Raw genomic sequence first — 26,988 nt, forward strand, 5'->3', positions numbered from 1 at the left:
CCTCGCGAGGCGGTTGGTCTGCATGGGACAAGCGCAAGCGCTCGAATGTGCCCGACCGGGTTCGATAGCCGCTCGTTATCCCATCGACGGAGAGGCCATTCGCGGGGAGTGCCCGAGCTGCCCGTTGCTCAAGCCTCGTCCTCAGCTTCGTCTTCGGCGGTGACGGCGCTCAGGCAGGTAAGCCGATGTTGCCCCTCGATCAGCCAGCTATCGCTGGCCGGCTCGTATTGGGCTTCCATGATCTGGTTGTAGCTGAAGCGCCATTCCCGGCGATCACGGCCGTCCAGGGCCTCGATAGTCAGCACGACATCTTCGCTGGCGAATGGCTGGCCGGCTTCGGCAGCCATCTCGGCCTGGTCCAGCAAGGGATCGTTGAGGGAGAACTGCCAGGCATGCAAGCCGTCGATGTCCAGCATGTCTGCGGTTTCGAGCTGGTCCAGGAGGTAAGGCGTTTCGGTTGTCATGGGCATTCCAATTGAGGGGTTCGAGTGAAGCAGGACGGTTAGCCGCAGGCTCTGTTGGGTAGCGCCTGCGGGGCACAACCCAACGATGGCACTACCTAGTTGTCATACCCCAGGTTCGGTGCCAGCCAGCGTTCGGTCGCCGACAGTTCCTGGCCCTTGCGTGCGGTGTAGCTCTCCACCTGGTCCTTGTCCACCTTGCCGACGGCGAAGTACTGGGCCTGCGGGTGGGCGAAGTACCAACCGCTGACTGCGGCGGCCGGGAACATGGCGTAGTGCTCGGTGAGAAACACGCCACTGCGGCCGGCCTTGTCGAACTCGGCTTCGGGGTCGAGCAGGGTGAACAGGGTCTTCTTCTCGGTGTGGTCCGGGCAGGCCGGGTAGCCGGGGGCGGGGCGGATGCCGACGTACTGCTCCTTGATCAGCGCCTCGTTGTCCAGGTGCTCGTCCGGCTGGTAACCCCACCAGTGCTTGCGCACCTCGGCGTGCAGCCATTCGGCGCAGGCCTCGGCCAGGCGGTCGGCGAGGGCTTTGACCATGATCGAGTTATAGTCGTCGCCCTTGTCCTGATAGGCCTTGGCCACTTCCTCGGCGCCGATACCGGCGGTGGTGATGAAGCCGCCCACGTAGTCGGTCTTGCCGCTGTCCTTGGGCGCGACGAAATCGGCCAGGGAGAAATTCGGCTTGCCGTCCGGCTTGATGGTCTGCTGGCGCAGGTGGTGCAGCCTGGCGAGCGGCTGGCCGTCGTCGCCATAGACTTCGATGTCGTCGTCCTGCACCTGGTTGGCCGGCCAGAAACCGAACAGGGCGCGGGCCTTGATCAGTTTCTCGTCGATCAGCTTCTTGAGCATCGCCTGGGCGTCGTTGAACAGCGAAGTGGCGGCCTCGCCAACCACTTCGTCGGTGAGGATGCGCGGGTATTTGCCGGCCAGGTCCCAGGAAATGAAGAACGGCGTCCAGTCGATGTACTCGGCGAGCACCTTGAGGTCGATATCGTCGAGCAGCTTGACGCCGGTGAAGGAGGGCACCGGCGGCTGGTAGCCGGCCCAGTCGAATTGCGGTTTGTTGGCCACCGCCTGGGCATAGGGCAGGCGCTCGGTGCGGGCGCTGCGATTGGCGGTGCGTTCGCGAACCTCGACGTAGTCGGCGCGTGTGCGCTCGACGAAGCCGGCCTTCAGCTCCTTGGACAGCAACTGGGTGGCCACGCCCACGGCGCGAGAAGCGTCCGTGACATAGACCACCGCATCGTTCTGGTACTTGGGCTCGATCTTCACCGCGGTATGGGCCTTGGACGTGGTGGCACCGCCGATCATCAGGGGCAGGGTGAAGCCCTGGCGCTGCATTTCGCGGGCCACGTGCACCATTTCGTCCAGCGACGGGGTGATCAGCCCGGACAGGCCGATGATGTCGCACTTCTCATCCTTGGCGGTCTGCAGGATTTTCTCCGCCGGCACCATCACGCCCAGGTCGACCACGTCGTAGCCATTGCAGCCGAGCACCACGCCGACGATGTTCTTGCCGATGTCGTGCACGTCGCCCTTGACCGTGGCCATGAGGATCTTGCCCTTGGCTTCCGGCTTGTCGCCTTTCTCCGCTTCGATGAAGGGGATCAGGTGGGCCACGGCCTGCTTCATCACGCGGGCGGATTTCACCACCTGCGGTAGGAACATCTTGCCCGAGCCGAACAGGTCGCCCACGATGTTCATGCCGCTCATCAGCGGCCCCTCGATGACCTCGATCGGCCGCGCGCACTGTTGGCGGCATTCCTCGGTGTCCTCGACGATGAAGGCGGTGATGCCCTTGACCAGGGCATGCTCCAGGCGCTGGTTGACCGGCAGCGAGCGCCATTCCTCGTTCTCCACTTCCTTGACGCTACCGTCGCCCTTGTACTGGTCGGCGATGGCCAGCAAGGCCTCGGTGGCGCCGGCGTTGCGGTTGAGCACCACGTCTTCCACCGCGTCGCGCAACTGCTTGGGAATCTCGTCGTAGATTTCCAGCTGACCGGCATTGACGATGCCCATGGTCAGGCCGTTCTGGATGGCGTAGTAGAGGAACACCGAGTGGATGGCCTCGCGCACCGGGTTGTTGCCGCGGAACGAGAAGGAGACGTTGGAGACCCCGCCCGAACTCAGGGCATAGGGCAGGTGGTCGCGGATGTAGGCGCAGGCGTTGATGAAGTCGACCGCGTAGTTGTTGTGTTCCTCGATGCCGGTGGCCACGGCGAAGATGTTCGGGTCGAAGATGATGTCTTCCGGCGGGAAGCCGACTTCGTTGACCAGGATGTCGTAGCTGCGCTGGCAGATTTCTTCCTTGCGCGCCTGGGTGTCGGCCTGGCCGGCTTCGTCGAAGGCCATCACCACCACGGCGGCGCCGTAGCGCTTGCATAGCTTGGCGTGGTGCTTGAACTGCTCGACGCCTTCCTTCATGGAGATCGAGTTGACGATGCCCTTGCCCTGGATGCACTTGAGGCCGGCCTCGATCACCTCCCATTTGGAGGAGTCGATCATGATCGGCACGCGGGAAATGTCCGGCTCGCCGGCGATCAGGTTGAGGAAGGTGACCATGGCCTTCTTCGAATCGAGCATGCCCTCATCCATGTTGATGTCGATCACCTGGGCGCCGGCTTCCACCTGCTGCAGGGCGACTTCGAGGGCTTCGCTGTAGTTTTCCTCGCGGATCAGCCGGGCGAACTTGGCGCTACCGGTGATGTTGGTGCGCTCGCCGACGTTGACGAACAGCGAGTTGCGGTCGATGGTGAAGGGCTCCAGGCCAGACAGGCGGCAGGCTTTGGGAATGTCCGGGATCACCCGCGGCGGGTACTTGGCCACCGCCTCGGCGATCGCCTGGATGTGCCCAGGGGTGGTACCGCAGCAACCACCGACGATGTTGAGGAAGCCCGAGGCGGCGAACTCTTCGACCACCGCAGCCATTTCTGCCGGGGTTTCGTCGTATTCGCCGAAGGCATTCGGCAGGCCGGCGTTGGGGTGGGCAGAGACATGGGTCTCGGCCTTGGTCGACAGCTCTTCCAGGTACGGGCGCAAGTCCTTGGCACCGAGGGCGCAGTTCAACCCCACGGAAATCGGCTTGGCGTGGCGCACCGAATTCCAGAAAGCCTCGGTGGTCTGCCCGGACAGGGTACGGCCGGAGGCGTCGGTGATGGTGCCGGAAATCATGATCGGCAATTCGGTGCCGAGCTGCTCGAACACCTCCTGCACGGCGAAAATCGCCGCCTTGGCGTTGAGGGTGTCGAAGATGGTCTCGATCAGGATCAGGTCGGCGCCGCCCTCGATCAGGCCGCGGGTGGCCTCGGTGTAATTCTCCACCAGCTCGTCGAAGGTGACGTTGCGGTAGCCGGGGTTGTTCACATCCGGAGAGATCGAGCAGGTGCGGCTGGTCGGGCCGAGCACCCCGGCGACGAAACGCGGGCGATCCGGGGTCTCGGCGGTCTTGGCATCGGCCACGCTGCGCGCCAGACGCGCGCCTTCGACGTTCAGCTCGTAGACCAACTCCTCCATGCCATAGTCGGCCTGGGACACGCGGGTGGCGTTAAACGTGTTGGTTTCCAGAATATCGGCGCCAGCGTCCAGGTAGGCCTTTTCGATGGCGCCGATCACATCCGGACGGCTGAGGATCAGCAGGTCGTTGTTGCCCTTGACGTCCTGCGGCCAATCGGCGAAGCGCGCCCCCCGATAGTCTTCCTCTTCCAGCTTGTAGCTCTGGATCATGGTGCCCATGCCGCCGTCGAGGATCAGGATGCGCTCCTTGAGGGCTTGCTGGAGGGCGGCGAGACGTGCGCTGCGGTCGGACATGGGAGGTTACCTGGGAAAGCGGACAACAAGAGGGTGGCGATAATAGCAAAGCTGCGTGGTTTTGGAGGCTTGCGCGGTTTTGCATGAATGCTGCTCATGTTTAGCCGTCGCGCTGACGTCTCGTCAGGGGTAGAATCGCCGCCCCAGTCCCAGGTTCTCTGCCCATGCTGTTGCGAGCCGTCGTTGGTGCTTTGCTTTTACTGGCCGGAAACCTGGTCGCCGCCGCGGACATTTCCTATACCCGCGACGTTCAACCCATCTTTGCTGCCAAGTGCGTCGCCTGCCACGCCTGCTACGACTCGCCTTGCCAGCTCAACCTGGGCAGCGCCGAGGGGGCTGTGCGAGGTGCAAGCAAGGCAAAGGTGTACGACGGCACGCGGATCAAGGTCCAGGCACCCACGCGCTTGTATTTCGATGCGCAGGGAGAGGCGGCCTGGCGACGCCAGTCCTTCTACTCGGTGCTTGAACCCCAGGGCGGCCAGGCGGCGTTGATGGCACGCATGCTGGATTTGGGGCACCGCCAGACCTACCCGGCCAATGCCCGGCTGCCGGCCGATCTGGATATCGCTATCGACCGCGACAACCAATGCCCGGCGCCGGACGAATTCGCGGCCTATGGGCGCGAGTATCCGCGGGCCGGCATGCCGTTCGCGGTGACCGGCCTGGACGACCGGGAATACCAGACCCTGCAGGATTGGCTGGCCGAGGGCGCGCCTATTGACGAACAGCCCCTGCAGCCAAGCGCGGCCGAGGCCGTGCAGATCGCCCAGTGGGAAGCGCTGCTGAATGCCCCCGGTGCCCGCGAGAGCCTGGTGGCGCGCTGGCTGTTCGAGCACTTGTTCCTCGCCCATCTGCATTTCGAGGGAGGGGAACCGGGGCACTTCTTCCAACTGGTACGCTCACGCACGCCCAGCGGCCAGCCGATCGACCCCATCGCCACGCGGCGGCCGAACGATGCGCCGGGGACCACGGTGCACTACCGCCTCTGGCCGATCCAGGGTGTGATCGTGCACAAGACCCACATCACGTACCCGCTGAGCCCGAAGAAGCTGGCGCGGGTACGCGAACTGTTCTACAGCGGCGACTGGCAGGTGGAGGCCGTGCCCGGCTATGGGCCGCAGCGGCGGGCCAACCCGTTCGAGACCTTCGCGGCGATCCCCGCTCAGGCGCGCTATCAGTTCATGCTGGATAACGCCGAGTATTTCGTGCGTACCTTCATTCGCGGCCCGGTATGCCGTGGGCAGATCGCCACGGACGTGATTCGGGACAACTTCTGGGTGGTGTTCCAGGCCCCAGACCACGATCTCTATCTCACCGACGCCGACTATCGTGCCAAGGCCACGCCGTTGTTGGCCATGCCCGGCCAGTTCGATGACATCGGCAACCTGCTCACGCTCTGGCGCTCCTATCGCAACAAGCGCAACGACTACGAGGCGCTGCGTCGAGTGGCCTATGCCAGGGCTCCCGCCCCCAGTTGGTCGCATCTCTGGGCCGGCAATCAGGATGCGTTACTGTCCATCTTCCGCCAGCACGACAGCGCCTCGGTGCGCAAGGGCCTGGTCGGCGAGATTCCCCAGACCTTCTGGTGGATGGACTACCCGCTGCTGGAGCGCTCCTACTACCAGTTGGTGGTGAATTTCGACGTGTTCGGCAACGTATCCCACCAGGCGCAGACCCGGCTGTACTTCGACCTGATCCGCAATGGCGCCGAGCAGAACTTCCTGCGCCTGATGCCACCGCAGGCGCGCCAGCTGCTGCTGGACGACTGGTACCGCCACAGCGGCAGGCTCAAGGTCTGGATGGACTATTACGGGCTGGACAGCCACACGCCCACAGGCTTGCAGCTACCCAGCGACGACCCCAAGGGCGCTTTTGCCCAGGCGCTGATCGAGCGCTACGGGAGTCTCAACGCCAGGCCCGATCCGCTCAATCGCTGCACCAGTGGCCACTGCTATCGCCCGCAGGCGGCGCCCGAATTGCAGGCGGTCGAAGAGGCCCTGAGCCGGTTGGCCGCCCGACCGGCACGGGCCTTGCCGGTGATCAAGCAACTTCCGGAAGCCACGCTGCTGCGCATCGAGTGGGGTGGCGGCCGGCGCGAGATCTACAGCCTGCTGCGCAACCGCGCCCACAGTAATGTGGCCTTCATGCTCGGCGAGGCGCTGCGCTACCAGCCAGAGTTGGATACGCTGACGGTCTACCCCGGCGTGCTGAGCAGCTACCCGAACTTCATGTTCAGCCTCACCGCCACCGAGGTGCCCACATTCGTCGCTGCTTTGGAGCGGGCGAGGGATGCCGACGACTTCGAAGCGTTGACCGCGCGCTGGGGCGTGCGCCGTACCCATCCGCGCTTCTGGGAATACTTCCACGATCTTTCCGCCTACCTTCGCGAGCAGGAGCCAGTGGAAGCGGGGATCCTGGATATGAACCGTTACCAGAACCTCTGAGGTCGAGGGCGCATATCCGACAAAAACACTCGGGCTTTATCGATCCGGGGCGATGGCGTACACTGCGCCCATGTTTGCGAGGAGTTGCCATGAGCGCCATCACCATTACCCAAGCTGCGGAAGACTACCTGGCCGACCTGCTGAGCAAGCAGAACACCACCGGCATCGGCATCCGCATTTTCATCACCCAACCGGGTACCCCTTACGCTGAAACCTGCATTGCCTACTGCAAGCCGGGCGAGCAGAAGCCGGAGGACACGCCACTGGCCCTGGCATCGTTCACCGCCTGGATCGACGCAGTCAGCGAGCCGTTCCTCGAGGATGCTCTGGTGGACTACGCCACCGACCGCATGGGCGGGCAACTGACCATCAAGGCGCCGAACGCCAAGGTGCCGATGGTCAACGAAGACAGCCCGATGAACGAACGCATCAACTACTACCTGCAGACCGAGATCAATCCCGGCCTGGCCAGCCATGGCGGCCAGGTCACGCTGGTGGACGTGGTGGACGAGGGCATCGCCGTGCTGCAGTTCGGCGGCGGTTGCCAGGGTTGCGGCCAGGTCGACCTGACCCTCAAGGAAGGCATCGAGAAAACCCTGATGGAGCGCATTCCGCAGCTCAAGGGCGTGCGCGATGTGACCGACCACAGCAATCGCGAGAACGCCTACTACTGAGGCGTGCAGCACTGAACGAGGCGACCTGCGGGTCGCCTTTTTCATGGGCGAGCCCTTCACGCCGGTGAACGCCTTCCGGCACTTTGCAGGCATTCCATAGTCACAATTTCGCTTGCGCAGATCGGGACGTCGGTTCTCGCAAGCGGTACCGAAGAGCCCATCGCCCAGGCGGCAGCGGCTTCGGACAGCCTATCGGGCGGCACCGGCAACCAGGTTCAGGCCCTATCTGTAGCGTCCCGTCTCCGCCCCGGTCAACCGACGAGCGGCACCAGAATGCGTTATCTTGTATGTCATTTTGATATCAGGCGCACTGCGGCTAGAAACCGATTCGACTATGCTCAAAAGCATGCCTCGGGGGCTTCCTTGCCAGATGAATAAGAAAGAGCATCGGTCATGTCCGTAACATCGCTGGTTGTCTGTGACGATTCAGGCATGGCGCGCAAGCAACTGCTGCGCGCCTTGCCGCAGGAATGGCCGGTTTCCGTCAGCCAGGCCGCCAACGGATTGGAAGGGCTCGAACTCATTCGCCAGGGGCTTGGCGAGGTGGTGCTGCTGGACCTGACCATGCCGGAAATGGACGGCTACCAGGTGCTGGCTGCGGTGCGTGCCGAGGGGTTGTCGAGCAGGATCATCGTGGTGTCCGGCGACGTGCAGGACGAGGCGATTCGCCGGGTCGAGGAGCTCGGCGCGCTGGCCTTCCTGAAGAAGCCGGCCGATCCCCAACTGCTCAAGGAAACCCTGGAGCGCCTGGGCCTCCTGGGGCAGCCGAGTGGCGAGGCTGTCGCCCGGATCGACGCCGACGAGCCGCTGATCAGCTTCCGCGATGCTTTCCGCGAGATCGTCAATATCGCCATGGGCCGGGCCGCCGCCTTGCTGGCCCGCGTGCTGGGCGTATTCGTCGAGTTGCCGATTCCCAATGTGAACATTCTCGAGGTCGGCGAACTGCACATGGCTCTGGCCGATGCGCAGAGCGGCGACCGCCTGACCGCCGTGTGCCAGGGCTATATCGGCGGTGGCATTGCCGGCGAGGCGTTGCTGATCTTCCATGACTCGGAAGTGGAGGACATGGCCCGGCTGATGCGCTGGGGCAACCGCGAGTTTTCCGAGATGGAGATGCTGCTGGACCTGTCCAGCCTGCTGATTGGCGCCTGCCTGGCCGGCATCGCCGAAATGATCGACGTGGTGTTCTCCCAGGGGCACCCGTTGATTCTCGGCGAGCATGCCTCCATCGACGAGCTGATCCGGGTCAACCAGCAACGCTGGAAGAAGACCCTGGCGGTGGAGATCAGCTACAGCCTGGAAGGCCACAACATTCATTTCGACCTATTGCTGCTGTTCACCGAGGATTCGGTGGAGCTGCTGTCGCGCAAACTCGCTTACCTGATGAATTGATCATGACCAACCAGGCGAATCTCAACGAATTTCACTGGCTGCTGGCCATCGTTCAGAGCATCGACGTCGGCGTCGTGGTCTTCGACCGCGAATACCGGGTGGAGGTATGGAACACCTTCATGGAGAACCGCTCGGGCCGGCCGCCGAGCGAAACCCACCAGCAACCCTTCTTCAGCCTGTTCCCGGAAATCGACGAGGAATGGTTCCGCCACAAGGTGGAAAGCGTGGTCACGCTGGGCACGCCTTCGTTCACCATCTGGGAGCAGCGGCCCTATCTGGTGCGCTTCAAGAACTACCAGCCGATCACCGGGCAGGAAGAGTTCATGTACCAGAACACCACCCTGTTGCCGTTGCGGGGGACCACCGGGGAGATCGAGCACCTCTGCCTGATCATCTATGACGTGACCAACGTGGCACTGAACCGGCGCCAATTGCTGACGGTAAACAAGGAACTGCAACGGCTTTCCAGTACCGATCGGCTCACCGGGCTGTACAACCGGGGGCATTGGGAGGAGAGCCTGCAACGCGAATACGCCCGCCACCGCCGCTACGGCAGTCTGGCCGCGCTGGTGATCTTCGATATCGACCACTTCAAGAAGGTCAACGACACCTTCGGCCACCAGGCTGGCGACAAGGTGATCGTGCGCGTCGCCGAAATCGTCCAGGAGCACATCCGCGACGTGGACATCGCCGGTCGCTACGGCGGCGAAGAGTTCGCCGTGCTGATGCCGGATACCGATACCCGTGGTGCGGCAGTTTTCGCGGAACGCCTGCGCCGCTCCATCGAAGCCATCCAGGTGACTCACGAGGACCAGGTCATCACCTTTACCATCAGCCTGGGGGTGGCGGATCTGCAGATGCCGACCAAGGACCACAAGCAACTGATCGAGTGGGCGGACCAGGCGCTGTACGCCTCCAAGCACGGCGGGCGCAATCGGGTCAGCGTGTACACCGGCGGCTGAAGGTCTTCTGTGCGTCGGCGTTTGCGGCAGTGCATTGCCGCAGATGCCGAAGAGGCCCCACTGGGCCCCGGCCTTCGCCGGGGAGACGGTATGGGAGGGCGGGGGCGTTGGTCGGTTTTCTGCTGCTTGGGGGTGGCTTGAGTATTCCGGTCTGGCTCGTCATGGCGGCGAGTCGGCATCCAAGGTGTGAATTTTCCAGACTCCGAAGCTGGCCCCCCTGGGCCCCGGCCTTCGCTGGGGAGACGGTATGGGAGGGCGGGAGCGTTGGTCGGTTTTCTGCTGCTTGGGGGGCTTGAGTATTCCGGTCTGGCTCGTCATGGCGGCGAGTCGGCATCCAAGGTGTGAATTTTCCAGACTCCGAAGCTATCCCACTGGGCCCCGGCCTTCGCCGGGGAGACAGTATGGGAGGGCGGGAGCGTTGGTCGGTTTTCTGCTGCTTGGGGGTGGCTTGAGTATTCCGGTCTGGCTCGTCATGACGGCGAGTCGGCATCCAAGGTGTGAATTTTCCAGACTCCGAAGCTGGCCCCCCCTGGGCCCCGGCTTTAGTCGGGGAGACGGGGTGGGAAAACAGGTGTCGCTGGCAAGCATGCCAAACACCCCGTCATACCGGCGAAGGCCGGTATCCAGTGGCGGGGTTGCGTCGGAAGCGGGTGTCGGTATTCAGCACCACGCTTGCCTGGACCGACAAGCAGCACCACGGCCGGGCACCAGGCCCGGCGTGGCCTTTCCGTCAGTAGCGCAGGCGCGCACTCCAGTCCTCGTAGGTTGGCGTTTGCAGCACCTGCACGCGGAAGCGTTCCGCGCCACCCTGGGTGCTGGACCACAGGTACATATGGTCCTTCCAGCTGCCGGACAGCCAGCGCTGCAGGTAGTAGTCGGTGCCGCTGACGGTATCGCGATCTTTGAACATCACCTCGTCGCCATTCTTCAGGCAGCCGCCGTGGTCGTTGGCCAACACCAGGCGCAACTGGTTGGAAGCGTCATTGGCCTTCGGATAGTAGGCGTAGTTGCCGCCGCCACCGCCCAGCCACCAGTTCAGGTAGTGGCCGGGATGGCGCTGCGATTCGACCTGCAGGTAGTCGCCGGAGCGCAGGCAGAAGCTCACCGGGTAGTACCAGTTGCGCAGGGCGAAGCGGCTCTCCGCTTCGGTCCCGTTGCCGGTCACGGTCAACCAGCCGGTGGCCTGGCTGGCGTTGGCGCGCAGCGTCTTGCCATTGCCCAGGCTCTGCAGGGTCACGCTGCCGTAGAGGTTCTGCTCTGGCTTGTAGGCACGGGTCGGCGTGCTGGCGGTCGCACGGCTGAAAGCGGCGATGGGGTAGTGGTCCGAATAGTCCTGGAACTGGTAGATGGCGCCCAGTTGGTTGACGCTCCAGCGCGGCGAGGGCGCGTCCAGGGCCTGGTTGTGCCAGTAGGACGGCTGCCTGTGGTTGCGCGAGACGAACACGTAGTCCAGGTACTCGGGCGGCAGGTCCGGATACTGGTAGTTGGCGATGCCGTTCTTGCGGGTATCGAAGGAATAACGCGTTCCCGCATAGCTGTCCGGTGCGCTGACCTGCAGACGCTGAAGCATGTCGGCGTATTCGGTGCTGTCCTTGATCACGTTGAAGTCGCCGCCGATGAACACCACCTCGTTCACCGACAGGCCCTTGCCGGCGAGAAACGCCTGCATCTCCTCGAACTGGCTGGCGCGCACGGCGGTGCCTTTCTTGTCCGGGCAGCCGGTGTCTTCCGCCTGGGCGTGTGTGCCGATGACGTGGTAGGGCGCGCCGTTCTTGTTCAGCCGCACATAGACGAACCCCTTGTTCGAGTAGTAGTCCGCGCCGCAGCCTTGGGCGTAGACATACTGGATGCGTTCTTCTATCGGCCAGCGGCTGACGATGGCCACGCCGCCGTCCTCGGGTGTGGTGGAGGAGTAGGCACCGAGGGTGGCGTCCCAGCCGCTGCGGCTGCGACCCAGCACCGGCGTCTGGTGGGGATACTCGCTCTTCAGGCCGTTGAGCAGGGTGTCCGAGGCGGGGTTGTCGAACAGTTCGTTGAGGATTACCGCGTCCTGGCCCTTGATGAAGCCCGCATCGGCAATCAGTGCCGCGCGCTGGGATTGGCCCCAGGTGGGCTTCAGCGTGGTGGGCAGCAGAAAGACGTTGTAGGCCAGCAATTTGAAGTCATCCGCGTATTCGGCGGCCTGGGCGAGGGGGGCGAAGGGCAACAGCAAGGCCGCGAGGCCGGTGAGGGTTCGGTTCATCAGGCTTTCCTTGTTTTTGAAAGGTGAGCCGAAAAACCTAGTAGGGATTTATTGCACGAATGTTCCAGAAGCGTCGCGAGTGACGCTCAGGGGTAAGTCTGGTCGCTTTCCGTAACGGAAACGTGGATTTCGTCACTTTTTGGTGGGGAGGGTCATTCTCGGTAGAACACCTGCACCAAGTGATAGCCGAACTGCGATTTCACCGGGCCATGCACGGTGCGCAGCGGTTTTTTGAAAATCACCTGATCGATGGCGCGCACCATCTGCCCCGGCCGCACTTCGCCGAGATCGCCCCCGCGCTTGCCGGACGGGCAGGTCGAATACTTGCGCGCCAGCACGGCGAAGTCCTCGCCCTTGGCGATGCGCTGCTTGAGCTGTTCGGCTTCGGCTTCGGTCTTCACCAGGATGTGGCGGGCCATGGCCTTGGGCATGACGGTTCTCCTCACTCGACGGGGGCGCGCATTGTGCCATGCTGTCCCATGCACTTCAGCGTATGACCCAAGTTACGGATACGTATCGATGGATATTCAAGCGATGCTGAAAATCCTGGCCAGCCAGGACGGTTCCGACCTCTATCTGTCGACTGGTGCGCCGCCCTGCGCCAAGTTCAACGGGGTGCTCAAACCGCTTTCGGCCGAGCCGTTGAAGTCCGGCGAGGTCGCGAAAATCGCCGACTCGGTAATGGATGCCGCCCAGCGCGAGGAATTCGAGCGCGAACTGGAGATGAACCTGGCCATATCCCTGGCTGGCATCGGCCGATTCCGCATCAATATCTTCAAGCAGCGCAACGAGGTGTCCATCGTCGCACGCAACATCAAGATGGAAATCCCCAAGTTCGAGGACCTCAAGCTACCGGAGGTGCTGCTCAAGGTGGTGATGGAGAAGCGCGGGCTGGTGCTGTTCGTCGGCGGTACCGGTTCGGGCAAGTCGACCTCGTTGGCGGCGTTGATCGACTACCGCAATCGCAACAGCGGCGGCCACATCATCACCATCGAAGATCCGGTGGAATACGTGCATCGGCACAAGAAATCGATCATCAACCAGCGCGAGGTGGGGGTGGATACCCGCAGCTTCCATGCTGCGCTGAAAAACACCCTGCGCCAGGCGCCAGACGTGATCCTGATCGGTGAGATCCGTGACCGGGAGACCATGGAGCATGCCCTGGCCTTTGCCGATACCGGTCACCTGGCCATCTCCACGCTGCACGCCAACAACGCCAACCAGGCGCTGGACCGCATCATCAACTTCTTCCCCGAGGAGCGTCGCCCGCAGCTGCTCAACGACCTGGGCAACAACCTCAAGGCATTCGTTTCCCAGCGCCTGGTCAAGACCGTCGACGGCAAGCGCCGCGCGGCCGTCGAGGTGCTGCTGGGCACTCCGACGGTGCGCGACCTGATCAAGCGCAGCGATCTTTCGGCGATCAAGGAAGTGATGGAGAAATCCAAGAACCTCGGCATGCAGACCTTCGACCAGGCGCTGATCGACCTGGCCAACGAAGGCGCCATCAGCGAGGACGAGGCGATCAAGAACGCGGACTCGGCGAACAACGTGCGGCTCAAACTCAAGCTGTACAAGGACAGTCCTGCCGCGCCCCCGGTGCCCCCACCCAGCAGCCCCGAACCCGCCGCCAAGCCGGCGGAAGCGCCTGGCTGGGGCATGGAGTTGAAGCTGGAGGAGATCGAGGAGGAAAAACCGGACGAACCGGGAGCGTAGGCGGGCAGCTCGCTGGAAGCTGCCGCTCGTTTCAATGGCCCCGGAAATCGATCCGGGGCGCAGCTGGGTTGGTCCACGCCGAACGCAGGAACGGGCCACGCCCGCAATAAATGGGCGACGAGTGGGTATCGCGGGCGTGGCTCCGTGCCGCAAGGAGTCGTGAGTGACGGAGGAATTCCTAGACGTTCAGCTCATGCAGCGCCGCGTACTTCCGGTTCTCTGCCCGCCGGGGTTGTTTGCGGCGGTTCGGGCGACTGGGGTGCGGCCTGGGTTTACGAACGATGCAAGGGGTGGCGCGGGGCTGGGCCGCGGGTAGGCGACGCAAGGGCTTGTCGATTGGTTCGGGATCGAGGTTGATACCGAACTGTTGGAAGTAGCTGCGGATCAGGCGTCGATTGCGCTTGCCAACGTTGAACGGGTTTTCTGCGAAGCATCGGCGGCAGCTCTCGATGTCGACTTCGGCGCCCAACTCCAGAAGCAGGATGACCGTCTCGCAGTGGCCCATTTCCATGGCCTCAACCAGCGCCCATCGCGGGATCGGCGAACCCAGGCTTCTCAGCAGAGCAATCTGCTCGGTGCCGTTTTCCACCGCAAACCAGTGCAGGACGTTTTCGCCGATCCAATTGGTCGCTCGCAGAAGGTTGCGGTCAGTGGTTACCAGTCTGGCAACCCGGTGGGGTTCGAACCATACGGCATCGATCAGCACATCGAAGGCATAGCTTCGGCCGGGTTCAAGGTAATCGTAGGTTTTCATGATGCAGGTCGGCCGTCGCCGACGAACAGGTGCGACAGCTAAGGTCGCGGGAGGATTTGCCATCATCGATGGCATTGGCATGCGCCGGCGAGGGCCGGCGGTCGCGAATGTTAGTGCGGCGCGGCGGGCGTCGCAAGGTTTTACCAACCGTGCTTGGCACAACGGCTTTACAGGGTAGGCGGCCTGGGCGAATGAATTCGCCCCTACAAGGTATGCCGCAAACCGATCAGTCTCCGGCGGCTCTGTTCCAGCTTGCTGCGATCCAGCGCTCCGGCGTCGAGCGCTTCGCCCAGGCAGGCCAGCAGCGGATAAACCTTTTCATGGTCGTAGGACACCAGTAGCAGGTCGACCCCGGCGTTCAGGCCCTTGACTGCCACGTCGCACAGGCCGCGGTTGTACGCGGCGGCCATGCTCAGGTCATCGGTTATCAGTACGCCCTGGTGCTGCCATTCGCCACGGATCAGGCCCTGGACCACCTTGCTGGAGGACGACACCAGCTCGTCCGGATCGATTGCCGGCACTACCACGTGGCCGAGCATGATCAGTGCGTTGCTCTGGCTCGCGACCTGGCGGAAGGGCAGCCAGTCCCGTTGCTCCAGCTGGGCGCGGGGCGTTTCCAGGGTGGCGGAGAAGTGATGGGTATCGCCATCGACTCCGGCGAGGCCCGGGAAGTGCTTGAGCGTCGCCAACACGCCGTGCCGGGCCAGCCCCTGGCTATAGGCCAGGGCGACCGTTGCGGTCTGCTGCGGATCGGCGGAGATCGCCCGCTGCTCGATGCGGCTGTGGAAGTCCAGCGCGCTCCGTTTCCGCGCCGATTTCAGGTCCACCACCGGGCTGAAGTTCACGTTAATACCCAGTTGCGCCAGTTCCTGCCCCTGGGTTTCGCCATAGCGCCTGGCTCGCTCCCGCAGCACGGCCTCGCTCGGCTGCTCCTCGAGCAGGCTCGCCAAGCCGGGGTGCTTGGGCAGGGGCGGGGAGAGATGGGAAACCAGCCCGCCTTCCTGATCGGTCGTCACCAGCAGCGGCGGCAACCCGGCCTCACGGCGCAGCGCTTGTAAACGGGCGATCTCCTGGCGAAGCTGCTCCAGCGACTTGCCGAGCAGGTTGCGCCGAGTAACGAAGATGCCGCCTACCAGGCCCTGGCTGACCAGCGGTTGCAGCTCAGTCGCCGAGGCATAGCCGACCACCAGGTGGTGGCCGAGAGCGCGGGCCGCCTGGGGGGCACCCGTTTGCATCGCATGCTTCTGCCATTGGAAGCGCAGCTCGGTCCCGGCGACCATCAGCACGCAGCCGAGCATCAGGACGACGGCCGCCAGGCGCACTGCGCGGCGCGAGACCTTCAGGAAGCCCACCGCCAGCACCAGGCACAGGCCCGCCACCAGCGCGCTTTCGCAGGCGCGAATGGGCAGCAAGTGGGGATCTTTCAGGTGGAGCGTCCAGAACAGCGCGCCGAGGCCGAGCAGACATAGCAGGCAGGAGAGAGCGGTGCGCAAGGGGCTACCTCGGGTGGTGCGAAAAGGGCGGGACTTTACCGCAAGGGGCCGCCCGGTGCAGCGTCGGCGGCCCAGGGGATCTCTCAGGTGTCGTACTCGTCGGTCGAGCTGTACAGGTCGATCAACAACATCGAGGTGGGAATGCCCAGGCCGAAGGCGAAGTGGATCAGCGGAACCCGCCATGCGATGGCCTGGTCGTTGCGCAACTGATCGATGAGATTGTCCAGTCCGATGATCAGCAGCAGGGCCGCCAGAACAATCAGGGACCAGCGAGTGATTGCATGCATGATGTGCACCTCCTTGCGCTATTTATCTTGCATTTTTCAGCAGGTTAGGCGATCGCCGTGCCCGCGTCAGTGACAGCCGGCACGTCTAGGCCGATCCGTCTTGTCAGACACCTTCCGGTTCGCAGGTGAGAATCGCCAGCGGCCCGCCGGCAGAATATTTGCCCGGGACGCGCATGACCACCTGTTCGTTGGGGTTGATGGATTGCGCCGGGGTCGCAGCCATCACCGTTTCCTCCGGCTCGGCGCGGAACTGGCAGGAGGCGATCTCGTTGCTGCGGTTGGTGACTTTCACTGCCGGCACGCCGACCAGGTCGACCTTGTCCGACTCGGCTTCCGGCACACCGAGCCACTCTACCTCGATATCCATGCCGTTCAGTTGAGTCACGACCTGGATGTCCTGCGCCAACACGTGAGTTGCCAAGGCAAGTGAGCAAGCCATGAGCGTGCGTTTCATCGATTCCTCCGAACTGTAGCTACAGGGCTTAGAAAGAGCCAAGGCCCGAGAGTTCGTTGCGGTCGTTCGGAGCGCGCAAGAAACGCCTGCGGGGCTTCATTCCGCGGAGTCGTGCTGCACAACGCCAACCAGTTCCTGCAGGATGCCGCATTCGCCAGCGACCTTGCCATTCCGGCAGCGACTGCGCAGGGCGATCAATTGCTGCTCCAGCGCTCGCAGGCTCTCCAGCCGCGCTTGAACCCGGGCAAGCTGCTGGTCGATCAGCAGGTTGACGTCGCCGCAGTCCGCATCGGCATGGTCCCGGAATTCCAGCAGCCTGCGCACCTCGGCCAGTGCGATATCCAACGCCCGGCAATGCCGGATGAACGCCAACTGCTCCAGATGCGGCGTGGAATACTCCCGATAACCGTTGATCCCGCGCGTGGGCTCGGGAAGCAGCCCCACTTTCTCGTAGTAGCGGATCGTCTCGACATCCACGCCGGTCGCCCGGCCCAACTCACCTATGCGCATGAGCCATTCGTTCCCCTGGTCAATACCTTGACTGTAAGCCCTTGACCCTGGAGTCGCTACAGGGTGTGCAATGAGCGCAAATCCAGATCGAGGAACTGAGATGTCTTCCGGATGCTGTGAGTCGGGCTGCTCCACCGGCACGGCGGTCAGCCCACGCTTTCGCAAGGCGCTATGGGTTGCGCTGGTCGTGAATGTGCTGATGTTCGCCGTGGAGATCGTCGGTGGGCTGAAGTCCGGCTCGGTGTCGCTGCTGGCGGATGCCGTCGACTTCGCCGGAGATGCCGCCAACTACGGCATCTCCCTGCTGGTGCTGGGCATGGGCACGGTCTGGCGATCCCGTGCGGCCCTGGTCAAGGGCTGGTCGATGAGCGCCTTCGGCCTGTTCGTCATCGGCAAGGCCGCTTGGGCTGGTCTGGCCGGGGCGGCTCCGGAACCCATGACCATGGGAATCATCGCCACCCTGGCCCTGCTGGCCAATGTGTTCGTGGCCCTGATGCTTTATGCCTTCCGCGAAGGCGACGCCAACATGCGCTCGGTCTGGTTGTGCAGCCGCAACGATGCCATCGCCAACATCGCCGTGATGGCGGCCGCGGCGGGCGTCTGGGGCAGCGGCAGCGGCTGGCCAGACCTGGCCGTCGCGTTGATCATCGCCGGGCTGGCGCTGTCTTCGGGAGCGGTCGTGATCAAACAAGCGCGCGGGGAATTGAGCGGCGCACGGTAGGGCTGTCCAGGTGCGGCCAGGGGGGCTTCGGCGCGCGCGGGCTCGAGCGATGGGCAGCGAGCGGACTTGCAGGCCCCGGCAGACCCATTCGTCGGAATCGGGCATGGCGATTGGCTGGCTGCCCCACGGGCTGCTAAACCAAGGACAGGAATCCGATAGTCCATGGACGGCAGAATGAACATCTCCCCGGTTTTCCCTCTTGCCAGTGTGTTCGCCTGGCAGCCGCGCGGCCGCCTTTCGACTCCCAACGCTCAGCTTCCCCCTTAGGGCCAAGGTCCGGGGGCATGGTCGTGCCTCCGCTGTTCATCGTTTCGCTGGGCCGGGTTCCGAGCAGTCGATTGCCCAACTACCTTCATCAAGGAGTTTCGATATGTTCGGCACTGACAAGCACGTGATCCACTTGGCTGACGGCCGCCTGAGCCCCAAGTCCACCACCAGCCGCGAGGACGTCCGTCGCATCGTCAGCCTGGCGCTGCAGGCCAATGCGCCCGCCGGCATCGTCCTGCATTTCCATGGCGGCCTGAACAGCGAGGCCAGCGCCCGCGAGACCGCCGAGCAGCGGCTTTATCCCTTGTACGCAGGCCGATCCGGCGCGTATCCGGTTTTCTTCATCTGGGAGTCGGGATTCTTCGAGGCGCCGCTCAATAACTTGAAGGAAATCGCCAACGAGGCGCTGTTCAGGGAGTTCATGAAGAAAACCGCCGAGTGGGTGCTGAAAAAGCTCCCCAGTGGCATCGGTTTCAAGGGCGCTGGCGGCGCGAGCCTCAACGAGGCCAGGTTGCGCGAGGACTTCGACGACTGGTTCAACGGCAGGCGCAACTCCCCACCTGACCAGCTCGACCGTATCCCAGGAACCTCAGACACGGAGATCGTCAGCAAATCCAGGGAGGCTGCGCTCGATGAGCGCGACCTGGAAGAAAACCTCGCCGAGAGCATCGAAGGCGATCCGGACTTCCAGGACGCCATCCAGCAGACCTTCAATGGCCTGCATCCAGGAGGGCAGCCGCGGCCGATCAATCGCGGTGTCGGAAGCAGCGTGTCGGCCACCTCGCTGGTGAGCAAGGAGGCGGCCGAGCATCTGTTCGAGGTCGAAACGGGCATTACCAAAGGATTCGGTCCCATCAGTTGGCTCAAGGTTGCCAAGGTGGTTGCCGGCATTGTTATCCGGGTCATCCGGCGTTTTCGCAGCGGCCGTGACCATGGGCTCTACGTGACCCTGGTGGAAGAAATCCTGCGCGAACTGTACATCGACAAGATCGGCCGCACCGGCTGGTGGGACCGTATGAAAGGCGACACCGCCGATGCCTTCAAGAGCGGCCAGGAATACGGCGGAACGGCGTTTCTCAGCGAGCTGAAGGCCCAGCTGGAAGGCGTCGCCACGCCGCCCCGGATCACCCTGGTCGGCCACAGCACCGGCGCGATCTACATCTGCCACCTGTTGAAGGCGGCCGCCCAGCACGTCCCGGATCTATATTTCGACGTGATCTTCGAGGCTCCCGCCGTCACCCACTCTCTACTTGCCGAAACCGCCGCCGAGCATGCCAGCCGTATACGGAACTTCCGCCAGTTCGCCATGGGGGACGAGCGCGAGATCGGGGATACGCTGGTCCCGGTGATCTACCGCAGCTCTTTGCTGTACTTCGTCTCCGGCATGCTGGAGCACGAACCGGACGAGCCCCTGGCGGGCATGGGGCGGTACCTCGACAAGGCGCAGATCTATCCTGCCGATGCCTTCCCCAACATTGCCGCCTGCCGACGTTTCTACGCCCGCTACGCCAACAGCCTGGTCTGGGCCCCCAGCAATGCCGGTGCTGGCCTTGGCAGCGACGGCCGGCGTCACGGTGATTTCGATGACGCCGACGAGCTGACCATGGCCAGCGTGCAGCACATCCTCCAGCACGGCTTCTGAGCACGATCATGGCCCAGAACGATCACGCCATTCTGGTCGGCATCAGCCGCTACGCCGACACCGCCCTGCATCGGCTCGACGGGCCGGTGCGAGACGTGCAGCTCATGCAGGAGTGGCTGTTGCGGCCGGGCGGCGGGGGGCTGCCCGAGGCCAATGTCACCCGCATCGTCTCGGACGAGACGGGTCAACTGTCGCCCAATGGCCAGGACATGCCGCCGGTCTTCCAGGATTTCCTCAATGCCTTTCTGCGCCTGGTGCGCAAGCCCGACAAGAGTGGCTACATCCGTCGCGAGGGCAGTCGCCTGTATCTGTATTTCTCCGGCCATGGCTTCTGCGAGAAGCAAAAGCGCGATGCCCATGCCGCGCTGTACGTCGCCAACGCCGACCGGGACGTGAACTGGAACATCTATGGCACCTACTTCGCCCAATGGGTCAAGGACCAGGGGCTGTTCGACGAAGTCGTGCTCATCATGGACTGCTGCCGGGATGCGGAGTTGGCCAAGCAGCCCCTCGTGCCGCCGCTGCGCAAGCCCACCGATGTGGGGACCGGCCGCGACGTCCGGCTGTTCGAGCTGTACGCCGCGCCGCGTGGGGGCAAAGCTCAGGAGCGCCCCATTGCCACGCGCAACAACGAGGTCCATGGCTTGCTGACCCACGCCTTCTTCGATGCCCTCGATCACGCAGGCCCGGGCCTGACGACAGTTTCCACCCAGGCCATCAAGGGTTATCTGGAGGAGCGCTGGCTGGACATCTGCGGCGACCAGCCGGCTGATCCGCCCGAGATCGTCGTGCCTTCCAATGGTGAAATTTCGTTCCAGCGCGGGGCCGCCAACGATCTGGCCCAGCGTTTCAAGCTGAACCAATTGGCCGGGGGAGGGGTGTTCGAACTGATCGACTCCGGCCTGTCGGTGGTCGCACACGTGAACATTGCGGCTGGCGAAGCGCAGATGGAACGCAGCGCGGGCGACACCGTGACCCTGGCCATCGAGCAGGACGTGCTGACACTGCCGCTACCCGCCGGTTTCTACATGGCGGTGGCTCCCACGCCGGAGGGCGTGATCAAACGCAAGTTCCAAGCGGGAGGCAGCGATGTCGAACTCTAAGACCCGCGTGACCATTGCAATCCAGGATCTCCAGGGCGAGCTGGAAATCGTCGACGGCAATTTCCAGGTGCTGCAGCGTGGATTCGGCTCCCTGCAGGGCGAGTTCGCGCCAGGCATCTACAAGGCGCGGGCACGGGCTGGCGATGTGCTGCGCGAGGAGCTGTTCGCTGTCGAGCCGGGCACCGAGTTCCTCGATGTACCGCTGGCATCGCTGGACTTCGCTTCGCCACTACCGCTGCACGGTACCTCCACCAGCCACGAATACCATCAGCAGGCCTTGGAAACCACCTCGACCGGCACCCCGGCCGACCTCGGGCTTGGCACCGGCGGGGGGATGTTGCTGTCCCTTCGCGATCCCTCTGATGCGTGCCTGCGCCAACGCGATGGCACGTCGGGCGAACGCGACAACTACCGTCGCTCCTTCGCCGGCCTCTGTCTGCGCGATGCCGATGGCGACCTGCTACTGGACTTCGACCAGGCGCTCGACCAGCAACCCGACCTGGGGTATGCAGCGCTCAACCTTGACCTGATGCCTGGCAGCTACATGCTCTGCTACGAGCGCGGCGAACCGGTGGCGATGCCGCTTCCCGTCGTTCCCGGCTGGCGGACCTCCGTGTACCTGCGGGTAAACCTGCCCCAGGGGCTGGCGGCCCCGGGTCTCGTCGACCTCACCGACAGGGCCGTGATGATGTCGCCGCTCGGCATGCCATTCTTCCCCGCCGACCAGCATTTCCGCCTGGCGGAAATCGCCCGATACGCGTTGGTGCAGGGCAGGCCCGCACTCGACCGCAGGCAGGTCGAGGAAATGCTGCAGGAGAAGTTTCAAAATCCCATGCTCGGCCTGCTGGTCGCCCACGTCCTGCTGCTCAGGAAAGACCCGCCACAGGCCCTGTTGCGCACCGTCATCGGCAACTTGGCCGGTATGATCGGCGCGGCGTCGCCCGACGTCATGGCTCTCGGCCTGGCTCTGGCCGAACTGGAAGGAAAAAGAGCATTCCTGCCTTCATCGAAGCTGACCTTCCCACCGCTGCTACGCGCCAGCTGGGAAATCCTTGCGCGCTATCCGGCATTACTGGCCGTCGGCTCCCTGCCGCGCACAGTGGCCTCCCGTCTCGTCACCCAAGGGCCCTGGTTGGCCTGGAAACCACAGCAACAGGATGAAGCGGCAGCATCGAGCGAGGTCGGAGCAGGGGCCGCCTTCCTTTCCCTGAGCAACATTCCGGGCTTTTCCTTGAACAAGCTGGAAGGGCTGATCAGCGGAATCGTCTCCGAACGGTTTGCCTCCGTTTTCCCCAAGGCACCCCTGACCGCCAAATCGGAAGCCACCGACACCCTGGACACCTTATTGGAGCTGGCGCGAGACGTCCCCTGGCATGCCCTGACCAAAGGCGTTAGAAGCGCGGTGGCCGAGGGCCACGGGCTCGACCGGCTGACCTCGCTGCAACGAACCCTGATCCCGACGCTGCAACTCATCGCTGAACAGATCGAAGCGGGCGACGACTTCACCGTGGAAGAACTTCGACAGCTCTGCCAAGGCCTGAACATCGCCCTGCCGGTTTTTCGCGAAAGTCTGAACGACCTCGCCCTGACTGTTGCTCAAATAGGCATGGAGTCGCTGGGGGAGGATCGCTTGTAAGAGTGATGCTCGTTGTTCCGCGTTGCCGATTGGCGGTTTCATAACTCAAAGGACGAGGTTAGCTATGCATAGGGAATTGATGGTCTCTGTAGCCAGTTTTCTCCTGGCCGGTTGTTATTCGATTAGCAACGATCCTGCACCCAAGCTGAGCGCATATTCCAAGGCAGTAGAAGGAGATCCGGAGAAGGCGTTGATGGCCAGCGTGCTTGATGATTTGGACAAGGCGGCGGATTGGTGTTGGACACGCTCGAACAACTATGAAATCAGAACCAAGAATGCAGAGGGGTGGAGGCTGGGAGTTGGCGCCGGCGGTGGGATCATGGGTTTTACCGGCGCAATGCTGGCGGCCGCGGGAACGGGTGGATTTGCTGGCGCAATCACTGCCGGCCTGGCAGGGGTGGCAAGCTCCACATTGGCTACCGCAGAAAAGGGGCCATTGAGTCCCAAGGAGTTTGCCGATGAACGGGATGCAATAGCCGCAAGGATTGGTGAGCAAGTGAAAGCCGCCCTGGCGGCTTCCGACCCGTTGGAGATACAGAAAATCGCGATTGGCCTCAAACAAACCTGTCGAGCAGACCTTTCAGGCAAGTCCAAGACTGGGTCGTGACTAGCGTTCCAGGGTGCGGATTGCAGATGTGTCTTGCGATCTCGCTCGAACTTCCAGGCGTCGACACCGCCGTAGTCTGGGAAATGAACATCGGCGCGGCGATGGTTTGGGGCTGGCTGCCGGGCCATGTAGAAAGGCCCGGGTGCCACTCGTCTGCTAGGTTGTCCATCATCAGGCAAGTCGTGCCGTTGCGCTGGGTGACGAAGGGATGGTGGGGACGATGATTGGTCACGAACAACTCCATCGAGAGGGCTATGTGTTGCTCCGAGGGGCTATTCCGGCTTGCTGGCTGGATAAGCTTCGCGTTGCGTTCGATGCGGGTGTGAGATCGTCGGATCAATGGCCGGTGCCGCGTGGCAGGGATTGGCGGCACTCGTTGCTGGATGACGACTCGACGGTTCAGGCGGTCTGCCGTCTGCCGGCGGTGCTGGCGGCGGTGGGCGCGTTGATCGGCGAGCGGTTCTTTCTGTCGCAGGTGGAGGGGCGCGAGCCGCTTGCCGGTGGCGGTCACCAGCAGTTGCATCGCGACCTCTCGGCCCAGCGGCCGGGCGACAGGGTGAATGCCCTGGCGTTTTTCGATGACTATGGTCCCGGTAACGGAGCGACGCGCATCGTCCCCGGCAGCCACCGGCCGGCGCCGGAAGAACCGCCGTTCGACGAATCCCACGCAGTACAGTTGTCGGGCGACGCCGGCGATATCCTGGTGTTCGATGTCGATCTCGTGCATGCGGGCTGCCTGAATACGACCGGGGAACGCCGGCGCTCCATCCTGGTCAGCTATTTCTCCCAGGTGCTGTACCCGTCGCACCTGGAGACAGCGAGCCTGCGAGGGGTTCGCATGGATACCAGCGAGCGCTTCGACCCTGTGGACTTCGCCTTGCGGCCCGGCTAGTGGCGCGCTCGAACGCTTCCACGTGTCGTGGTGTCGGCCATGGCTGCTCGAGAAGGAGGTACAGATGGACCGATTCGCCGGCGGCTGCCTATGCGGCGACGTTCGCATCGTGGCGTCCGGGCGCCCCTACCGGGTTGGGCTTTGCCATTGTCTCGACTGCCGCAAGCACCATGGCGCGCTCTTTCATGCTTCGGCGGTGTTTCCCGCAGAGGCTGTGACGGTCGAGGGCGAGACACGCGAGTACGCCGGGCGGTTCTTCTGTCCCCGCTGTGGCTCGTCGGTGTTCCTGCGCAGCGCGGACGAGGTGGAAGTGAACCTGGGGGCCCTGGATGCCCCTGACCAACTGACGCCGACCTACGAACTCTGGACGATTCGCCGCGAGGCCTGGTTGCCGCCGTTTCCGCTGCTCCGGCGCTACGAGCGCGATCGCGAGGGGACGGGGCGCACCGAGGAATGAGGCGGCCAACCGATGCCGCGCAACCGGGGCGACGGCGTCAGGCCCAAAATAAAGCTATACATCCCGGGCAAAGCGCGTATGGTGTGCCCCACTGCTTTGCAATTGTCACTTCGATATCCGCTTGATGTTTTGATTCATCTCTTTCATCTCCTCGGTTCGTTTTACTTTTCGCACCTCAGTCTCGGCCTGAATGTCTCAGCGCCGCAGTCCCGTTCTACCTTGGAGATACATCATGTCTAATCGCGAAAGTGGCACCGTCAAGTGGTTCAACGATGAGAAAGGCTTCGGCTTCATCACTCCCCAGCAGGGCGCCGACCTCTTCGTTCACTACCGTTCGATCGAAAGCACCGGCTTCAAGAGCCTGAGCGAAGGCCAAGCCGTTACCTTCGTGGTCGTGAAGGGCCAGAAAGGTCTGCAAGCCGACCAGGTTCAAGTCGCCTAAGACTTCGGATCGAAAAAAGCCCCGCGATGCGGGGCTTTTTCATGCCTGGAATTCGCCTTTGCCGGCCGCTCAGCCTTGCAGCTCCGGCAGGTTGCGATACAGCTCCAGCGCCTGGGGGTTGGCCAGGGCATCGGTGTTCTTCACCGGCTTGCCGTGCACCACGTTGCGTACCGCCAGCTCGACGATCTTGCCGCTGATGGTGCGGGGAATGTCGGCGACGGCGACGATCTTCGCTGGGACGTGGCGCGGCGTGGTGTTGGCGCGAATGACCTGGCGGATCTGTTGTTGCAGGTCGTCGGTGAGTGCGATGCCTTCGCGCAGGCGCACGAACAGCACCACGCGCACATCGCCTTGCCAGTCCTGGCCAATGGCGATGGATTCCAGCACCTGCTCGACCTTTTCCACCTGACGGTAGATTTCCGCGGTACCGATGCGCACGCCACCGGGGTTGAGCACGGCGTCGGAGCGTCCGTGGATGACCAGGCCGCCGTGCTCGGTTTCCTCGGCGTAGTCGCCATGGGCCCAGATGCCGGGGAAGGTCTCGAAGTAGGCGGCCTTGAACTTGGCACCGTCGGCGTCGTTCCAGAAGCACACCGGCATGGAGGGGAAATGGCGGGCGCAGACCAGCTCGCCCTTCTCGCCGCGCACTGGTTGGCCGGCATCGTTCCACACCTGCACGTCCATGCCCAGGCCCTTGCATTGCAGCTCGCCGCGCCACACCGGCAGCACCGGATTGCCAAGGGCGAAGCAGGAGACGATGTCGGTGCCGCCGGAGATCGAGGACAGGCACAGGTCGCGCTTGATGTCGCGGTAGACGTACTCGAAGCTCTCGTGGGCCAGCGGCGATCCGGTGGAGAGGATGGCCTTCAGGCGTTCCAGCTTGTGGCTGCTGCCGGGCTTGGCGCCGGCCTTTTCCAGTGCGGCGATGTACTTGGCGCTGGTGCCGAAGATGGAGATGCCTTCGGCGTCGATCATGTCGATCAGCCGCTCCGGGCCGGGGTGGAACGGCGAACCGTCGAACAGCACCAGCGTGGCGCCCAGGGCCAGGCCGGAGACCAGCCAGTTCCACATCATCCAACCGCAGGTGGTGTAGTAGAACAGGGCGTCGTCGGCGTACAGGTCGGTGTGCAGACCGAGTTCCTTCACGTGTTGCAGCAGGGTGCCGCCGACGCCGTGCACGATGCACTTGGGCACGCCGGTGGTGCCGCTGGAATAGAGGATGTACAGCGGCTGCTCGAAAGGCACCGGGGTGAAACGCGGTTCGCCTCCGGGCTGATAGTAGTCGTCCCAGAGCGCGACCTTGGCGTCGGTCTTGAAATCGGCAGCCTGGGCTTGCGGACGGGAGTAGGGCACGACAACCAGCTGTTGCAGCGACGGCAGGCGTTCGAGGATTTCGTTGAGCTTGGTTGAGGTATCGAGGTTTTTTCCGGCGTAGCGGTAGCCGGCGGTGGCGATCAGCACCTTGGGTTCGATCTGGCCGAAGCGGTCGATCACCCCCTGGGTGCCGAAGTCCGGCGAGCAGGACGACCAGGTGGCGCCGAGGCTGGCGGTGGCGAGCATGCCGACCACGGTCTGCCAGGTGTTGGGCATGAACGCGGCAACCCGGTCGCCAATGCCGACGCCAGCGGCCTGCAGGCTCTTCTGCAGGCCGGCGACATGGGCGGCCAGTTGCGCATAGCTCAGTTGCTCGCGGCTGCCGTCTTCGCCGATGGCGATCAGCGCGGGGTGGCCATCGCGGCGGCGCAGCAGGTGTTCGGCGAAGTTCAGTGTGGCGCCGGGGAACCAGTGGGCGCTGGGCATCGCCGGGCCTTCCTGCAGGACGTCCTGCGGTGGCTGGCTGAAGCGCACGTCGAAGAAGTCGACGATGGCTTGCCAGAAGTCGGCGCGGTGCTCCACGCTCCAGCCGTGCAGGGCGGGGTAGTCGTCCAGTTGCAGGCTGTGGCGGTCGTTGATGAAACGGCGGAACGCATCCATGCGGGTAGCGGCGATGCGGTCGGCGGAGGGGCTCCAGAGCGGTTGGGTCATC

Annotated in this window: 23 protein-coding genes; 13 read left to right on the forward strand and 10 right to left on the reverse strand. The window is 63.6% G+C overall.

Features of this window, described 5'->3' with window-relative positions; translation table 11 throughout:
- Window positions 1-128: 128 nt before the first annotated feature.
- A complete protein-coding gene (locus tag ACWKV7_RS11240) occupies window positions 129-464 on the reverse strand; it encodes a DUF5629 family protein (RefSeq protein ID WP_483857752.1) in 336 nt (111 codons plus the stop codon).
- Between the two features lie 95 nt (window positions 465-559).
- Window positions 560-4,270, reverse strand: coding sequence for a methionine synthase (gene metH / locus ACWKV7_RS11245; RefSeq protein ID WP_483857753.1), 3,711 nt, complete (start codon window positions 4,268-4,270; stop codon window positions 560-562).
- A gap of 164 nt (window positions 4,271-4,434) precedes the next feature.
- Here metH and ACWKV7_RS11250 point away from each other — a divergent pair, with 164 nt between their 5' ends.
- The 4 genes from ACWKV7_RS11250 to ACWKV7_RS11265 all read left to right on the forward strand — a co-directional run bounded on the left by ACWKV7_RS11250 (window position 4,435) and on the right by ACWKV7_RS11265 (window position 9,742).
- Window positions 4,435-6,714, forward strand: a complete 2,280-nt coding sequence (locus ACWKV7_RS11250; protein WP_483857754.1) for a fatty acid cis/trans isomerase — start codon at window positions 4,435-4,437, stop codon at window positions 6,712-6,714.
- Between the two features lie 89 nt (window positions 6,715-6,803).
- Window positions 6,804-7,388 (forward strand): Fe-S biogenesis protein NfuA, encoded by a 585-nt coding sequence (gene nfuA / locus ACWKV7_RS11255; RefSeq protein ID WP_483857755.1) that lies wholly within the window; start codon window positions 6,804-6,806, stop codon window positions 7,386-7,388.
- 393 nt (window positions 7,389-7,781) lie between these two features.
- Window positions 7,782-8,780: a response regulator gene (locus ACWKV7_RS11260; protein ID WP_483857756.1), complete on the forward strand. Its 999-nt coding sequence runs from the start codon at window positions 7,782-7,784 to the stop codon at window positions 8,778-8,780.
- A 2-nt stretch (window positions 8,781-8,782) separates the two neighbouring features.
- The gene (locus tag ACWKV7_RS11265) at window positions 8,783-9,742 is read left to right on the forward strand and encodes a sensor domain-containing diguanylate cyclase (protein ID WP_483857757.1); all 960 of its coding nucleotides are present in this window, start codon (window positions 8,783-8,785) and stop codon (window positions 9,740-9,742) included.
- Between the two features lie 730 nt (window positions 9,743-10,472).
- On the opposite strand, the gene sph is transcribed toward ACWKV7_RS11265, so the two are convergent.
- Entirely contained in the window at window positions 10,473-11,984 is a 1,512-nt protein-coding gene (sph, locus tag ACWKV7_RS11270) for a sphingomyelin phosphodiesterase (protein WP_483857758.1), read from the reverse strand.
- A gap of 152 nt (window positions 11,985-12,136) precedes the next feature.
- Window positions 12,137-12,415: a peptidylprolyl isomerase gene (locus ACWKV7_RS11275; RefSeq protein WP_483857759.1), complete on the reverse strand. Its 279-nt coding sequence runs from the start codon at window positions 12,413-12,415 to the stop codon at window positions 12,137-12,139.
- Window positions 12,416-12,503: 88 nt separating this feature from the next.
- Here ACWKV7_RS11275 and ACWKV7_RS11280 point away from each other — a divergent pair, with 88 nt between their 5' ends.
- Window positions 12,504-13,697, forward strand: a complete 1,194-nt coding sequence (locus tag ACWKV7_RS11280) for a PilT/PilU family type 4a pilus ATPase (RefSeq protein ID WP_483857760.1) — start codon at window positions 12,504-12,506, stop codon at window positions 13,695-13,697.
- Between the two features lie 178 nt (window positions 13,698-13,875).
- Here the strand turns inward: ACWKV7_RS11280 and ACWKV7_RS11285 are convergent, their stop codons facing one another.
- From ACWKV7_RS11285 to cadR, 5 genes are all read right to left on the reverse strand, one after another.
- A complete protein-coding gene (locus ACWKV7_RS11285; protein ID WP_483857761.1) occupies window positions 13,876-14,451 on the reverse strand; it encodes a hypothetical protein in 576 nt (191 codons plus the stop codon).
- A 203-nt stretch (window positions 14,452-14,654) separates the two neighbouring features.
- On the reverse strand, window positions 14,655-15,944 hold the full coding sequence (locus ACWKV7_RS11290; protein ID WP_483857762.1) for a glycoside hydrolase family 3 N-terminal domain-containing protein: 1,290 nt from the start codon (window positions 15,942-15,944) through the stop codon (window positions 14,655-14,657).
- Window positions 15,945-16,027: 83 nt separating this feature from the next.
- Window positions 16,028-16,231 carry a hypothetical protein gene (locus ACWKV7_RS11295; RefSeq protein ID WP_483857763.1) on the reverse strand — a complete coding sequence of 68 codons (204 nt, stop codon included), beginning with the start codon at window positions 16,229-16,231 and terminating at the stop codon, window positions 16,028-16,030.
- A 103-nt stretch (window positions 16,232-16,334) separates the two neighbouring features.
- Complete coding sequence (locus ACWKV7_RS11300; RefSeq protein ID WP_483857764.1) at window positions 16,335-16,685, reverse strand: hypothetical protein; 351 nt, start codon at window positions 16,683-16,685, stop codon at window positions 16,335-16,337.
- 96 nt (window positions 16,686-16,781) lie between these two features.
- Window positions 16,782-17,195 carry a Cd(II)/Pb(II)-responsive transcriptional regulator gene (gene cadR, locus ACWKV7_RS11305; protein ID WP_483857765.1) on the reverse strand — a complete coding sequence of 138 codons (414 nt, stop codon included), beginning with the start codon at window positions 17,193-17,195 and terminating at the stop codon, window positions 16,782-16,784.
- A gap of 100 nt (window positions 17,196-17,295) precedes the next feature.
- Between cadR and ACWKV7_RS11310 the strand changes: the two genes are divergently transcribed.
- The 8 genes from ACWKV7_RS11310 (at window position 17,296) to ACWKV7_RS11345 (ending at window position 24,962) form a co-directional block, all read left to right on the forward strand.
- The gene (locus ACWKV7_RS11310) at window positions 17,296-17,916 is read left to right on the forward strand and encodes a cation efflux transmembrane domain-containing protein (protein WP_483857766.1); all 621 of its coding nucleotides are present in this window, start codon (window positions 17,296-17,298) and stop codon (window positions 17,914-17,916) included.
- 370 nt (window positions 17,917-18,286) lie between these two features.
- A complete protein-coding gene (locus tag ACWKV7_RS11315; RefSeq protein ID WP_483857767.1) occupies window positions 18,287-19,825 on the forward strand; it encodes a hypothetical protein in 1,539 nt (512 codons plus the stop codon).
- A gap of 8 nt (window positions 19,826-19,833) precedes the next feature.
- Entirely contained in the window at window positions 19,834-20,928 is a 1,095-nt protein-coding gene (locus tag ACWKV7_RS11320; RefSeq protein ID WP_483857768.1) for a caspase family protein, read from the forward strand.
- Between the two features lie 67 nt (window positions 20,929-20,995).
- Window positions 20,996-22,564, forward strand: a complete 1,569-nt coding sequence (locus tag ACWKV7_RS11325; RefSeq protein WP_483857769.1) for a hypothetical protein — start codon at window positions 20,996-20,998, stop codon at window positions 22,562-22,564.
- A gap of 64 nt (window positions 22,565-22,628) precedes the next feature.
- Window positions 22,629-23,171, forward strand: a complete 543-nt coding sequence (locus ACWKV7_RS11330; RefSeq protein ID WP_483857770.1) for a hypothetical protein — start codon at window positions 22,629-22,631, stop codon at window positions 23,169-23,171.
- Between the two features lie 220 nt (window positions 23,172-23,391).
- Complete coding sequence (locus tag ACWKV7_RS11335; protein WP_483857771.1) at window positions 23,392-24,063, forward strand: phytanoyl-CoA dioxygenase family protein; 672 nt, start codon at window positions 23,392-23,394, stop codon at window positions 24,061-24,063.
- Between the two features lie 64 nt (window positions 24,064-24,127).
- A complete protein-coding gene (locus tag ACWKV7_RS11340) occupies window positions 24,128-24,520 on the forward strand; it encodes a GFA family protein (protein WP_483857772.1) in 393 nt (130 codons plus the stop codon).
- Between the two features lie 232 nt (window positions 24,521-24,752).
- A complete protein-coding gene (locus ACWKV7_RS11345; protein WP_483857773.1) occupies window positions 24,753-24,962 on the forward strand; it encodes a cold-shock protein in 210 nt (69 codons plus the stop codon).
- Window positions 24,963-25,031: 69 nt separating this feature from the next.
- On the opposite strand, the gene ACWKV7_RS11350 is transcribed toward ACWKV7_RS11345, so the two are convergent.
- Window positions 25,032-26,987: an acetoacetate--CoA ligase gene (locus tag ACWKV7_RS11350; RefSeq protein WP_483857774.1), complete on the reverse strand. Its 1,956-nt coding sequence runs from the start codon at window positions 26,985-26,987 to the stop codon at window positions 25,032-25,034.
- Window position 26,988: the final 1 nt, after the last annotated feature.

This window comes from Zestomonas ipomoeae, assembly GCF_057128665.1.

Coding starts and splice junctions, on each gene's coding strand:
- ACWKV7_RS11240 (WP_483857752.1), bottom strand. CDS start 464: ATGACAACCGAAACGCCTTACCTCCTGGACCAGCTCGAAACCGCAGAC.
- metH (WP_483857753.1), bottom strand. CDS start 4,270: ATGTCCGACCGCAGCGCACGTCTCGCCGCCCTCCAGCAAGCCCTCAAG.
- ACWKV7_RS11250 (WP_483857754.1), top strand. CDS start 4,435: ATGCTGTTGCGAGCCGTCGTTGGTGCTTTGCTTTTACTGGCCGGAAAC.
- nfuA (WP_483857755.1), top strand. CDS start 6,804: ATGAGCGCCATCACCATTACCCAAGCTGCGGAAGACTACCTGGCCGAC.
- ACWKV7_RS11260 (WP_483857756.1), top strand. CDS start 7,782: ATGTCCGTAACATCGCTGGTTGTCTGTGACGATTCAGGCATGGCGCGC.
- ACWKV7_RS11265 (WP_483857757.1), top strand. CDS start 8,783: ATGACCAACCAGGCGAATCTCAACGAATTTCACTGGCTGCTGGCCATC.
- sph (WP_483857758.1), bottom strand. CDS start 11,984: ATGAACCGAACCCTCACCGGCCTCGCGGCCTTGCTGTTGCCCTTCGCC.
- ACWKV7_RS11275 (WP_483857759.1), bottom strand. CDS start 12,415: ATGCCCAAGGCCATGGCCCGCCACATCCTGGTGAAGACCGAAGCCGAA.
- ACWKV7_RS11280 (WP_483857760.1), top strand. CDS start 12,504: ATGGATATTCAAGCGATGCTGAAAATCCTGGCCAGCCAGGACGGTTCC.
- ACWKV7_RS11285 (WP_483857761.1), bottom strand. CDS start 14,451: ATGAAAACCTACGATTACCTTGAACCCGGCCGAAGCTATGCCTTCGAT.
- ACWKV7_RS11295 (WP_483857763.1), bottom strand. CDS start 16,231: ATGCATGCAATCACTCGCTGGTCCCTGATTGTTCTGGCGGCCCTGCTG.
- ACWKV7_RS11300 (WP_483857764.1), bottom strand. CDS start 16,685: ATGAAACGCACGCTCATGGCTTGCTCACTTGCCTTGGCAACTCACGTG.
- cadR (WP_483857765.1), bottom strand. CDS start 17,195: ATGCGCATAGGTGAGTTGGGCCGGGCGACCGGCGTGGATGTCGAGACG.
- ACWKV7_RS11310 (WP_483857766.1), top strand. CDS start 17,296: ATGTCTTCCGGATGCTGTGAGTCGGGCTGCTCCACCGGCACGGCGGTC.
- ACWKV7_RS11315 (WP_483857767.1), top strand. CDS start 18,287: ATGTTCGGCACTGACAAGCACGTGATCCACTTGGCTGACGGCCGCCTG.
- ACWKV7_RS11320 (WP_483857768.1), top strand. CDS start 19,834: ATGGCCCAGAACGATCACGCCATTCTGGTCGGCATCAGCCGCTACGCC.
- ACWKV7_RS11330 (WP_483857770.1), top strand. CDS start 22,629: ATGCATAGGGAATTGATGGTCTCTGTAGCCAGTTTTCTCCTGGCCGGT.
- ACWKV7_RS11335 (WP_483857771.1), top strand. CDS start 23,392: ATGATTGGTCACGAACAACTCCATCGAGAGGGCTATGTGTTGCTCCGA.
- ACWKV7_RS11340 (WP_483857772.1), top strand. CDS start 24,128: ATGGACCGATTCGCCGGCGGCTGCCTATGCGGCGACGTTCGCATCGTG.
- ACWKV7_RS11345 (WP_483857773.1), top strand. CDS start 24,753: ATGTCTAATCGCGAAAGTGGCACCGTCAAGTGGTTCAACGATGAGAAA.
- ACWKV7_RS11350 (WP_483857774.1), bottom strand. CDS start 26,987: ATGACCCAACCGCTCTGGAGCCCCTCCGCCGACCGCATCGCCGCTACC.